The organism is Rhodococcus sp. 114MFTsu3.1, assembly GCF_000383555.1.
Taxonomy (GTDB): domain Bacteria; phylum Actinomycetota; class Actinomycetes; order Mycobacteriales; family Mycobacteriaceae; genus Rhodococcoides; species Rhodococcoides fascians_E.
The window spans coordinates 378,419-389,918 of sequence record NZ_KB911545.1 but is presented as its reverse complement, the minus strand read 5'-3'; the positions used below and the strand labels follow the sequence as shown (position 1 = coordinate 389,918).

Annotated in this window: 10 protein-coding genes; 2 read left to right on the top strand and 8 right to left on the bottom strand. The window is 62.4% G+C overall.

The window, feature by feature from the left end:
* Nucleotides 1-13: 13 nt before the first annotated feature.
* The 4 genes from H292_RS0104850 to gmd all read right to left on the bottom strand — a co-directional run bounded on the left by H292_RS0104850 (nucleotide 14) and on the right by gmd (nucleotide 4,233).
* Nucleotides 14-1,264, bottom strand: a complete 1,251-nt coding sequence (locus H292_RS0104850; RefSeq protein ID WP_020110643.1) for a hypothetical protein — start codon at nucleotides 1,262-1,264, stop codon at nucleotides 14-16.
* A gap of 394 nt (nucleotides 1,265-1,658) precedes the next feature.
* Nucleotides 1,659-2,237 carry an acyltransferase gene (locus H292_RS0104845; protein WP_231383774.1) on the bottom strand — a complete coding sequence of 193 codons (579 nt, stop codon included), beginning with the start codon at nucleotides 2,235-2,237 and terminating at the stop codon, nucleotides 1,659-1,661.
* Nucleotides 2,237-3,214 (bottom strand): GDP-L-fucose synthase family protein, encoded by a 978-nt coding sequence (locus tag H292_RS0104840; protein WP_020110641.1) that lies wholly within the window; start codon nucleotides 3,212-3,214, stop codon nucleotides 2,237-2,239. The genes H292_RS0104845 and H292_RS0104840 overlap by 1 nt, the downstream gene beginning before the upstream one ends.
* On the bottom strand, nucleotides 3,211-4,233 hold the full coding sequence (gene gmd, locus H292_RS0104835; RefSeq protein WP_027498612.1) for a GDP-mannose 4,6-dehydratase: 1,023 nt from the start codon (nucleotides 4,231-4,233) through the stop codon (nucleotides 3,211-3,213). The genes H292_RS0104840 and gmd overlap by 4 nt, the downstream gene beginning before the upstream one ends.
* 529 nt (nucleotides 4,234-4,762) lie before the next feature.
* Here gmd and H292_RS0104830 point away from each other — a divergent pair.
* Both H292_RS0104830 and H292_RS0104825 read left to right on the top strand, forming a co-directional pair.
* Nucleotides 4,763-5,992 carry an O-antigen ligase family protein gene (locus tag H292_RS0104830; RefSeq protein ID WP_141215405.1) on the top strand — a complete coding sequence of 410 codons (1,230 nt, stop codon included), beginning with the start codon at nucleotides 4,763-4,765 and terminating at the stop codon, nucleotides 5,990-5,992.
* Nucleotides 5,989-6,855: a glycosyltransferase family 2 protein gene (locus tag H292_RS0104825; RefSeq protein ID WP_020110638.1), complete on the top strand. Its 867-nt coding sequence runs from the start codon at nucleotides 5,989-5,991 to the stop codon at nucleotides 6,853-6,855. The genes H292_RS0104830 and H292_RS0104825 overlap by 4 nt, the downstream gene beginning before the upstream one ends.
* Nucleotides 6,856-6,903: 48 nt before the next feature.
* Here H292_RS0104825 and H292_RS0104820 read toward each other — a convergent pair whose 3' ends face one another.
* The 4 genes from H292_RS0104820 to H292_RS0104805 are packed head-to-tail and all read right to left on the bottom strand — an operon-like array spanning nucleotide 6,904 to nucleotide 11,460.
* Complete coding sequence (locus H292_RS0104820) at nucleotides 6,904-8,364, bottom strand: lipopolysaccharide biosynthesis protein (protein WP_020110637.1); 1,461 nt, start codon at nucleotides 8,362-8,364, stop codon at nucleotides 6,904-6,906.
* Nucleotides 8,361-9,401 carry a polysaccharide pyruvyl transferase family protein gene (locus tag H292_RS0104815; protein WP_020110636.1) on the bottom strand — a complete coding sequence of 347 codons (1,041 nt, stop codon included), beginning with the start codon at nucleotides 9,399-9,401 and terminating at the stop codon, nucleotides 8,361-8,363. The genes H292_RS0104820 and H292_RS0104815 overlap by 4 nt, the downstream gene beginning before the upstream one ends.
* Nucleotides 9,398-10,474 (bottom strand): polysaccharide pyruvyl transferase family protein, encoded by a 1,077-nt coding sequence (locus tag H292_RS0104810; RefSeq protein ID WP_020110635.1) that lies wholly within the window; start codon nucleotides 10,472-10,474, stop codon nucleotides 9,398-9,400. The genes H292_RS0104815 and H292_RS0104810 overlap by 4 nt, the downstream gene beginning before the upstream one ends.
* Complete coding sequence (locus tag H292_RS0104805) at nucleotides 10,471-11,460, bottom strand: glycosyltransferase family 4 protein (RefSeq protein WP_231383759.1); 990 nt, start codon at nucleotides 11,458-11,460, stop codon at nucleotides 10,471-10,473. Before H292_RS0104805 ends, H292_RS0104810 begins: the two co-directional genes overlap by 4 nt.
* Between the last annotated feature and the right edge of the window lie 40 nt (nucleotides 11,461-11,500).

The following is an 11,500-nucleotide window of genomic DNA, read 5'->3' as shown; positions in this document are numbered from 1 at the left end:
GTTCGGTGCGGTTTCATGACGCCCTCCGAGTCGGGGTCCGGTTGCGAAGGGAGCGGAACAGGCGGTAGTCGATGGCCGCACCGGTTCGGTGACGCCCCGGTGTCTGCAACGCCACGTAACTGCACGCGATGACAGCGAACACGGCGGGAAGGTTGTACGACCACGGGGAGAACAGGATGTCCCACGTGGCCTGCATGCCGAGGTACATCAGCAGCGGTGTCCAGACCCCAGCCGCCCCCGATACGAAGATGAGGCGGTAGCAGGCCCACAGCAGCCACAACGGCACCACGGCCGCGAGCACTCCCGCCTCTGCCCACGAGCCCAGCAGAATCGAGTGCAAGGACAACGACCCGTTGGGCAGTTTCCAGGCGTACTCGAACGGGAACGATCGATCGAATCCGATCTGCATGGCCGTGTGCTGAGCGTGCACGTAGGCCTCGCGAGAAATGTTGTCGGCGTTGCCCCACCCGAGCAGCGGTCGCTGAAGGATGGCGGTCAGAGACAGCGGTGGCTCGGTTCGACCGGCCAGCAGCATGGGGAGGGAGCCGTCGGACTGCATCAGCACCTTCTCGCGCAGCGACTGCCCCAGGAGTCCGTCGCGCGCGGCCAACTCGAGCAGCCACGAGAACAGCGCACCGAACGCCACCACGGTCGCGAGTCGCGCGACCAGCGGTAGGGTGCCACCCTTGTACTTCGAGAGGGCCAGCAGCAGGGCGACTCCGCCGCACACCAGGGCGTGCGATCGGTAGTTCAGAATCAGACTCATGCCGGCAAGGCCGATGAGTAGCACCGCTACCGTGGGCCATCGTGCGCCGCGTGCTGCTCCGAGATACAGCACGAACACCGTCGCCGCCGGTGCGACGCCGTACTTCCACAGGTCCGTGATCGAGCCCGTCGCCGTGAGAAATGTACCTATCAGAACGAAGAACACCGTCGAACCGCACGCGATGCCGAGCATGACGGTCGCTATTCGTTGGATGTCCCTGGCCAACACCGAAATTCCGCAGAAGTACAACGCGAACGATGCGTACGCAAAAACGTTGGGCGACAACGGGTCCGTGTCGTTCATCCAGGCAGACGCCAGGTAGGCAGCAGTACCGACGACGGCGAGCGCGATAGGCAGCAGGGTGCGCCGACGATCCGACGGAAGGAAGTACGCGAGGGCGATTGCCACACACACGAAGGAGAAACCGGTGACGGTGAAGTTCATCAACGGCAACGCTGACGTCGCACCGAGCGCGAACAGGCACGCACGCTCGGGCATTCTCAGCCGAGCACGGTCCGGCGACGGAGTCGGCCTTACGCGCGACGGCGTTACCCGTGCCTGGCGCCCCGATTGCTGCCATCTGTTTTGCCCATCCCCCCGACGTAGTGTCACGTCGATTTTCTTGGAGCTGGATTTCCCCGAATCCGGCCCGGAAAAGTCGTCGACATTCACGCGATACGTAACGCTCAAATGCCCACCCCAATCGACACCGCGAAACGCACGCCCGCCACTTGCTTTCCGTGCGAGCCTATCCTCGGATCCGTTGCCGCGCAGCACATAGCCGAAGCCACCGATTATGCAATGTCCGATTCCTCAGGCGCCGCAACGTATTGGATATTCACTTTCCCCTTTATTGTCGAGATGGGACCCGATAACCCGACACCGCGTCCGGTCAGGCCGTCGAATCAGGTTCGCCGACTTGAATCAATACGTCGTGCATATCGTCCGAGGTGGTCAATCGACGCTTGAATTTCGCCGGAACACCGGCGTACACACTGTTCGGCTCGCAGTCGGAGGTCACCACACTGCCTGACACCACCACGCATCCGTCACCGATCGTGACGCCGGGAAGCACCATGACGCGTGATCCGATCCACACGCCCTCACCGATGACGATCGGCATGTTGACCGGCTTTCCGAACCTCCGCCACTCCGGTCCCACGTCGTGGCTGCACGTAATGAGCATCGACTCGTACCCCAGACCGGAATTGTCGCCGAGAGTAATGGGCGCACCGAGATCGAGGAAGCATTTGTAGTTCAGGAACGTGTTCTCACCCATGGTCAGACCGGACCAGGACCCCAGAAACGTGTGCGGGTTGAACCGGGCCGTCGGATGGATGTCGTGTCCGGTCTGACGCAGCAGCACCGTACGCAGGCGCCGCGGAACCGCACTGCTCGAGATGAACTTGTTGAGCACGATATCTCGGACCACCTGGGCGAGATCCTCCGCCAGAACAGCTCGAATCCCCATCACTCACGCACACGGTCTATGTTGGCGCGGTACCACTCGATGGTCGATGCGATGCCCTCTCGCAGCGGAATCGACGGCTTCCATCCCGACGCCTTCAGTGTGGACACGTCGAGAAGCTTCCGAGGTGTGCCGTCGGGTTTGCTTGCATCCCATTCGATTCGGCCTTCGTAACCGATCTCCTCGGCAACCATCTCCGCGATCTCCCTGATGGTCTGATCCTCTCCGGTTCCGACGTTCACCTGCTGTGGACCGTCGTAGTGGTCGAGTAGGTGCAGGCAGGCCGAAGCCATGTCGTCGACGTGCAGGAACTCCCGCATCGGCGATCCGGTCCCCCAGTTCGTGACGACCTCGTCGCCGTTTGTTCTCGCTTGCTCGTATCGGCGGATAAGGGCCGGGAGAACATGCGCGCCTTTGGGCGAAAAGTTGTCGCCCGGTCCGTACAGATTCGTCGGCATCGCCGAGATCCACGGTAATCCGTATTGCTTTCGAACCGACTGAATCTGAAGTATGCCCGCGATCTTGGCGATCGCGTATGCGTCGTTCGTCGGCTCCAGCAGTCCGGTCAGGAGGTACTCCTCCCGAATCGGCTGCGGTGCAAGCTTGGGATAGATACACGACGAACCGAGAAACAACACTCGCTCGACGCGGTGCTCCAGCGCTGCGTCGAGTACGTTGACCTGCACCTGCAGGTTCGACGAGATGAAATCGACGGGGTAGGTGCTGTTGGCGAGAATTCCGCCGACCTTGGCGGCCGCGAGCACCACCGTCGACGGAGTGTTACGTTCGAAGAACTCGAACACCGCTTCCCTGTGGCGAAGGTCCAACTCCGATGAGGTTCGACCGATGAGATCGGTGAAACCTCGCTCCTGCAGATGCCTCCAGATAGCCGAGCCCACCAGTCCGTGGTGGCCGGCGACGTAGAAGGGAGCATCCCGGTCGAGCGGCGTGTTCCAGGTGCCGATATCGACGGTCGTCATGCCCAGTCCTTCAGCACGGGAGTGTCGATCCACTGCCTTCCCTCGCAGTTCAGGGCCTCGATGTCTGCGTCGACCATGATCCGCGCGAGCTCGGGAGTGTGTACCGATGCCTTCCAACCGAGGTCGTTCTCGGCTTTGCTGGCGTCGCCGACGAGGGCGTCCACCTCGGTAGGCCGGAGGTAGCGGTCGTCGAACCGGACGTGCTCTTGCCAGTCGAGCCCGGCATGTTCGAAGGCGACGGTGAGGAAATCGCGGACGGTGTAGTTTCCACCGGTGGCGAGCACGTAGTCCTGAGGTGTCTCGGCTTGCAGCATGCGCCACATGCCCTCTACGTATTCGGGCGCGTAGCCCCAGTCACGGATCGCGTCGAGATTGCCCATGTACAGGCAGTCTTCGACGCCGGCTTTGATCCGAGCCACTGCGCGTGTGACCTTGCGGGTCACGAAAGTTTCCCCACGTCTGGGTGATTCATGGTTGAACAGCACACCGTTGACGGCAAACATGCCGTACGCCTCGCGGTAGTTGCGGGTGACCCAGTACGAATACACCTTTGCCGCGCCGTACGGCGAACGCGGATAGAAGGGAGTCTCCTCGTTCTGCGGAGGTGGGCTGGCACCGAACATCTCCGAGCTCGACGCCTGGTAGAACCGACACTGCACGCCCGTCAACCGCACTGCCTCGAGCAGGCGAATCGAACCGATTCCGGTGGTGTCCCCGGTGTGCTCGGGCTCGTCGAAACTCACTCGGACGTGCGACTGCGCAGCGAGGTTGTACACCTCGTCAGGCCTGATGTCGGCCATGAGCGTCACCAGACGGGCACCGTCACTGAGATCGCCGTAGTGAAGAAACAGCTTGGCACCGGTCTCGTGTGGATCGACATACAGGTGCTCGACACGCGCCGTGTTGAATGTCGACGCCCGCCTTATGAGTCCATGTACTTCGTAACCCTTCGCAAGTAAAAGCTCCGCCAGATACGAACCGTCTTGACCGGTGATCCCCGTAATCAAAGCCTTTTTCACCACTGCTCCATTCAAAGCGTTGGTGGACAGTCCGCTTAGAATACAAAGAACTTCGACATAGCGCGCGGTCGTCAAAACCCGACAATAGCTGCAGCGCAGTCTTTTCAGTGTTGAGAACAATCAGATTCCCCAGCTTCTGTCCGTGAATCGAGTCAGCCGACTGCTACTCTCGACAAGCACCTAGTCCGACGGAACTTCCTTAGCTTTACCAGGCTCTCGGAATGTTTCATACTGAGGCGCTCTGCGCGTTCGCTCTCAGGCACGAACCCTCGGTAGGCAAAGCAAACTCTCAACACGCACCCAGACCAGTCACGAATGGCAAACAAGCCGTTACTTCTGTTTACGTCCGTCAATCAGGCACTCGCCCCCAGCGCGGACACGCGTAAACGAATAGACTGGTTGTCCGTCGATATGAATACCTGTTGCAAGGATGGCTGTCGGGATGCATCGAAAAGACGCGGAGATCGAGCCTGCCGCGGGCGCCCTGGAACCCCCGCGAACAACGCTGGGCTCCATACTGTGGATTGGTGTGGCAACGACTCTTCCGGTCTACCGGTTGATCATGACCAACGTCAGTGCACTGTTTCCCTACGCCGTGCTGGCGCTGATCGTGCTCTGCATCATCCTGGGCCGAGTCGCGTTACCAGTTTTTTCTCGACTGTGGCTGCTCGCTCTCCTCGTCGTGCCGATGGCTGCTGTCGTTGCGGGCACCACCACATCGGTCGTCGCCAGTGCGATCGTCGGGATCAAAGTTGCACTGTTGATCGGGCTGTCGCCGTTTGTGATTCGATACTTTGCTCTACAGGACAGGCATTTCGTTCGTCGTTCACTTACGGGTTTCCTTGCGGTTCAGACATTCTCCGCGCTGGCCGGCCTCGTGCAGGTGACGGGCGTACGTATTCTTGGGAGGGCCGCGAACAGTGGCCGAGCAAACGGTTTGGCCGTGCATCCCAACGTGCTGGGGATCATGTGCGCCCTTGCCATCATTGTCTGCATCGCTGCTCTTCCCCGCGCCCACGGTTCGCGTCGTCTCGTGCTGCTGGCGGTCGGCACAATCAACGTCGCTGCCCTGCTCGCCACCGGCAGTCTGAGTTCGCTCATGGCCGCCGTGATCGGCGTTGCCGTTCTTCTGGTGTGCATGCGGATAACGCTGCGTGCAGCGCTCCTCGTCATCGGCGGAGCGACGGCGGCATTTGTCGTTCTGTCGACGTTCGGCTACGACACCACCGTTCTCACCGGTAGCGTCGAGCAGCGCATCGACGTTGTTACCGGCGTGTCCGACGGTGTCGCCTCGCTCGACGTTCGCGAGCGAACCTACGACTTCGCTTGGCAGTCCATCTCCGACGACCCCCTGACCGGGGTGGGGATGGACGGGGTGAACGAGGCAACCTTCGATGGCAGCACCGTCGTGCACAACTATCTTCTCCGCGGCTGGTATCAGGGCGGTCTGTTGTTGTTCGCGGTATTGCTCGCCTTCACGGTGGCAATGATCGCGTTAATCTTTCGCTGCCTGCGCCGCGCGCAGGACGGGATCCCCGCCGCGACCATCGCTGCGATGTTGACGTTCGCCGCTACGTCCGCGTTCTACGATCAGCAGCAGTACTGGCTGCCGATCCTGGCCGCGGCTGCGGTCATCGCTCCTGCGACCCGTTCCACCCAGCAACGCCGACAACCGAAACGAGCACGATCATCGACCCCCACACGCACACTGCCGACACTGCGAACACCGACGCCCGTAACGGGGAAGTCGACGGTGTGACGATAGGCGATCTGGGCGTCGTCATCCCGGCCTATCGAGCGAGTGCGACGATCGGACGTGCGGTTCGCTCCGCCTTCGACGCCGGTGCCTCGGAGGTAGTCGTGGTCGACGACGGCTCTGACGACGACACAGCCGAGCGGGCAGAGAGAGCCGGCGCTCGGTGTATTCGTCAGCCGAATTCCGGTGCTTCGCTGGCACGTGTGCGCGGCGGCCACGCGATCGGCACCGATTTCGTGATCTTTCTCGACGCCGACGATTCCCTGATTCCCGACGGTGTACGAGCCTCGGTGGAGAAGCTCCGTGGCGACCATGATCTTGTAGTGGCCGCGGGCACTGTCATCGGAGTCGGCTCGGACGGCTCCGAGCGACCGTTCCCTGTCCGGTTCAATCCGGTGAACTCCAAGACGCTGCTGACCTTCGGCCACGGCCCGTGGCCACCATGTGCGGCAGTTGTCCGGCGGTCCGCCTGGACGAGCGCGCAAACGGTGGAGCCTGCCGCGCTCGCGCCGCGCTACGCCGAGGATTACGAACTGCTGATTCGGCTTTCGCTCATCGGCTCGATCGACGTTCGTAACGAGCCGACATGCCGCTACAGCCTGGCGGGAGGGAAATCGGTCAAGTCAGCTCAGGCGGCGATCGAGGCGAAGGAGGCTATTCGACGCTATTACGCCGAGCATCTGGGCCTCGAAATCGAAATGATGACAAGGCGGCGCCTTGCTATGGCTGCGGCTGCTAGGCGCGCTCGTGCGCATTGGTCCTCCGGCGAAAGGATCGCTGCGGCAGCGCAGATGGCCCAGTGGTTCGCGGCCGACCCGCGTTACGCACTTGCCAAACTCAGCACTAAACCCTGGAAACGCAACTGACGCGGGACTCGAAGCCTATCCGAGTGTTGCCACTGGGTTGGGCCTGCATCACCCACGCACCATTTTGCCGCTGGCCAGCAGAATCCGTGCCACTCCCCGCCCGTACCCCGTGAGTCGGAGGATCACAAGTAGGTAGACGCATACTGCGCCGACGCCGACTCCTACCGCCATCAGAGCGTTGGACAGGAAGTACCCGGCGGCCCCGGAAAACGCCATGGACGGGATCGCGAAGACAACGATGTTGAGGACTCCCGCGCGGAACAGCGCCCTCATCGGAGTGTCGGTTACTCGGCCACACCACCAGTACGACGCCATCCAGTGGGCTGCGTATCCGACAGTGTGGCCGAGGGCGACTCCGGTAGGTCCCCAGGGCAGCCCGCCGAGCATCGCCGCGACCACGAGGGGCTGGGTGACGACGTAGAACTTGAACTGGGCAACGGATGCGCCTTTGGCGAGGAAGATCCAGAAGGTGATCTGTGTGAGGGCACGAAAAATTCCGCCGATGGCCAGGAGCTGAAAGACGGAAATCATCGCGATCCATTGCTCACCGAAGACGATGTGCACCAGCGGGTCTGCCAGACCTGCGCAAAGTCCGTAGACGATTCCGAGAACGACGCCGCCGAGCAGCTGACCGGAGGTGACGTATCGGCCGAAGCGCGCGGCGTCGTCGGCCACTCGGGTAAGGACTGGCACCGCGACCCTGGTGAGGGGCGCTGCAATCTGGTTGATAGGCATCATCAGCAGCTGGTATGCGCGACTGTAGATACCGAGAGGAGCTGGGCCCCAGACCATTCCGATGGCCACATTGTCGGCGTTCTTAGCCACATAGGCCACAGATTGTGTGCCGAACAACCCGATGCCGAAGGACAACAGGCTACGGACCGACGCCGACCGGTCTGGCAGACCAGGTCGCCACCGCGCCATAGCAACAGCCGAGATCACACCCGCAACCGCCGTTGCGATCTGCTGTACGACGAGTACCCAGTAGCTTGTGTCAGCCACCGCGTAGGTCAGCGCGGCCATCAGGCCCACGACCACGGGCGCGGTGTCGACGACCGTGAGTGCCCCGAATCGCAGCCGCCGCGCCAGCTCGGCTCGGAACTGGGTGGACACGCCTGCCAGCAAGAACACGATTGCGACGGCACGCATGATTGGCTCAAGGGCAGGCTGACCGAAGAGTGCTGCGAGTGGGCCCGCCAGAAAATATGAACCCAGTGTCAGCACGCCACCCAGAATCGTGTTAATCCAGAACAGGTTCGACTGCTGCCCCTTCGTCAGGTCAGCCTCACGGGAGGCCGCGGTGGACAAACCGAAGTCTCGAACCAACTCCCCGAGTGCAACCACACTCGCGATGATCGCCATCAAACCGAAATCACTGGGCGAGAGGATCCTGGCGAGAACGATCGTGGACACCAACAAGATGACTATGCGGACACCTTGTCCGACAATCGTCGCCGACGCGCCCCGGGCAGCTTTGCGGCCCAGGTTATCGCTGGTCACCGAACTCATGGAGCTGCAATGCCGTCGAGTTGCCTCCGGCAGTCCTCGACCGCGGCGATCAGCCTGTCATGCAGCTCGACGAGTTGACCGGCGTCGAGCATCGGCAAACGAAATGGGGGCGATCCCTCGTTCGCTCCGACCCACCTCATTCCCCACGTGTCGAAGTGCCTACGCACCTTGCCCGTCGAGGATTCGACCCAGCCGATCGGCACTGCACCTTCCGTTGCTGCGAAGATCAGCGCGTGCAATCGGTCGCTGACGACCACTGCGCTGCGCCTGTAGACCTCGCGGACACTGGCTTCGTGCTCGGCGTGATCGTCGACGAACCACGCGAAGTAGTCCGGCGCGTACGCGGTGCTCAGTTCTTGCGCCCGCCGATAGTCCCGGCGCACCTGCACCACGACCGCCGGCGTGAGCCCCAGCCGCGCGCTCATTTTGGCGAACCAGGCGAGCCATTCCTCGGACGGGGCAGGCCTGTCACCACGCAAAATCAGCGTGATCAGCGTGCGCTCTTTCAACTCGGGCCATTGCGCGGTGGCGGTACCCAGCGCAAATGCCCAGTCCGGCATCACAGGCCGCTTCCCAACGACGGTCCGTGAGCTCTCGTCACGGAAGCCAGTCTCACTGCAAACTGCGGCCACTAGGCGGTAGGGCGCCGCCAGACTCCGGTCGCCGAGCGGATCGGGCACACCGGCTCCGAGCCACAGACCGCCGCCACCTCGGATTCTGGCGAGAAGGATCAGCGGCACCAGCGTCGTCATCCGCGCTGCTCCCATCCGGGAGACGGGCACCTCACCGGCGTTGACGGCGATAAAGGTGCGGACACGAAGGACGGTGGAAAGCGCCCGGAGAAACCAGAACCGATAACTGCCTGTCCGACGGTCACCCGGCTGAAAGCCGAGGCCGGTGACGAACCCCGCCGACGCGGGCCCGTGCCACACGGTCAACTTTCCTCGCCGACGAAGCGCGTCGAGATACCCCCTGCGCAGAGCCGAGTCACCGAGATTGTCGTCCTGACCTGTTGCCCACACGAAGACGCGACTCATCGCGACCCCTCCGGGGAAAAGTTAGCTGCCCGGCGCAGCTCGTCGACCAGCCTCGAACGTCCCGAAGCGGCAGCCGCAAATGCGGTGTCGACGGTCTGTGCGTACTGCCGACGCGTTTCTTCGTCGGTCAGTAAGTGCTGCATCTGAGCGGCCACACGAGCCGGTTCGAACTTGTTGATGTTGTGCACATACGCGCCCAGGCCGAGATCCCCGAACGCGCCGAAGCCTTTGCGTTCGTACGCCAGGTGAACGACGAAGTGTCCAGCCCGTAGCGCCATCAGCGCTGCGTGCAAGCGGACGGCGATGACGACGCGGACCGACTCGCCCGAGTCTGGCGTCATCAACTCCTTGCGTCCGACGATTCGCCGGGGATCGAGCGACTTCATGGCGTCGACGTCATTGTTTCCGGCCGTGTCGCTCTGGACGTAACCGTCGAACGGGCCGCACTGGCGGGCGAATTCGGCGACGAGCGGAGCGATGCGTCCCCTGATTGCGCGTACGGTCACCACCGGTATGGGGTCAACCGTGAGTGAATGCCGTTCGATCGGAGGTGCCGTGAGGATCGCCAGATCACTCGCCCGCGTCACCCCGGCAGCCGAGTAGTCCACAACGCTGCGATCATCTCGGACATAGAAGGTGTCGATGCCGCTTAATTTTCGCTTCAGCAGGCGCTTCACCAGACCACTGGCCGGTCCGACACTCTGCGGCATGTAGACCGTAGGCGTGGAAGTTCGGCTGGCGGCGGTCAGCTGCGGACCGTGAATCACGGCCGCTTTCAGCATCTCCGACGCGTGACCTGCCCGCAGGTATCCGCCACCAACCCCGACGACTAGGTCGAACCGATCCAGCGACCTCAGCAGCTGTCGATATTCACGGGAGTACCCGGTTTTGCCTGGTTTCGAGTCGACGATGCGAGAATCGAGCCCGCGGAAAGTCTCGGGATGCGACGCGGCGATGGTGATCTGCGCCTCCGCGCCCACTGCGTCGGCGATGAGGGCCAGGGTTTCGTGGACGAGTAACCCATCCCCAGCGTTGTTCGCGCTGTACGCGTGCAGAACCAGAACTTCCGTCATCTCTCCGTAACTTTCTTATAGACGCCGAGGTGCGCATCGACGCTGGCGTCCCAGGTGAATCCCGACGCCCAGGCGCATCCCTTCGGTTTGACGGACTCCTGCCAGGCGGAGTCGCCCAGCGCTCTGGATATGCCGTCGGCAATCGCAGGCGCGTCCAGTGCCTCGAGGATCTTGGCTGGACCTGCAACTTCTCTGAGGGCGCCGGCGTGCGAGGTCAGGACGGGCGCTCCCGCTGCCATCGCTTCTAGCACGGGGAACCCGAAGCCTTCGTATCGACTGGGGAACACGAACAGCGCGCATCGCTGCATCAGTGCTGATCGATCCTCATCGGACACGAACCCCAAGTACACCACGTCGGGACTGGACTCGATTGCTCGTTGAGCGGAGTCGGAGTTCCATGCCGGTTTTCCAGCCACCACCAGCGGCATGCCGAGCTTCCGCACAAGGGCAACTGCGTCGACGAGGGCTTCGAGGTTCTTGCGGGGCTCGATATTCCCAACGTAGAGCAGGAAGCGCTCAGGCACCTTCGCGGCGACGTCCGGCGAGAGCCCAGCTGGCTGTCGGAACAGTTCGAAGTCGATGCCGTGCGGAATAACGTCGATGAGGGCTCGGTCGACACCGAAGATGTCGCTGATGTCATCTGCGCTCGATTCCGAGACCGTGATCAACGCGTCTGTCGACGCTATAGCCCGCTTCACCCGGGTGCGCCACACGCCTTCCTGTCGGGCATTGCGGACACCGTCGATCCACCTGCTGGCGATTCCGTGAACGGTGACGACGGACGGCCGTCTGGTACGGAGGAGAGGACCGGTGTCCGCTACGTAGTGCAACACATCCCGGTATGACTCGGGATACCGACGAGCCTCGACACTTTCCTTCACCATGGTAGTAACAGGATTGTCTGTATATGGAAGGGATTCGACGGCGACTCCTCGCGTGCAGAGTCCCGCCGCTAGGTTTCTCGCGTAGGTGGTGTTTCCGCCCACGTGGCGATCGAGTATGCGGCCGGGCATCGACACCGTCAGA

Coding starts and splice junctions, on each gene's coding strand:
- H292_RS0104840 (WP_020110641.1), bottom strand. CDS start 3,214: ATGACGACCGTCGATATCGGCACCTGGAACACGCCGCTCGACCGGGAT.
- H292_RS0104845 (WP_231383774.1), bottom strand. CDS start 2,237: ATGGGGATTCGAGCTGTTCTGGCGGAGGATCTCGCCCAGGTGGTCCGA.
- H292_RS0104810 (WP_020110635.1), bottom strand. CDS start 10,474: ATGACGGAAGTTCTGGTTCTGCACGCGTACAGCGCGAACAACGCTGGG.
- H292_RS0104820 (WP_020110637.1), bottom strand. CDS start 8,364: ATGAGTTCGGTGACCAGCGATAACCTGGGCCGCAAAGCTGCCCGGGGC.
- H292_RS0104850 (WP_020110643.1), bottom strand. CDS start 1,264: ATGCCCGAGCGTGCGTGCCTGTTCGCGCTCGGTGCGACGTCAGCGTTG.
- H292_RS0104815 (WP_020110636.1), bottom strand. CDS start 9,401: ATGAGTCGCGTCTTCGTGTGGGCAACAGGTCAGGACGACAATCTCGGT.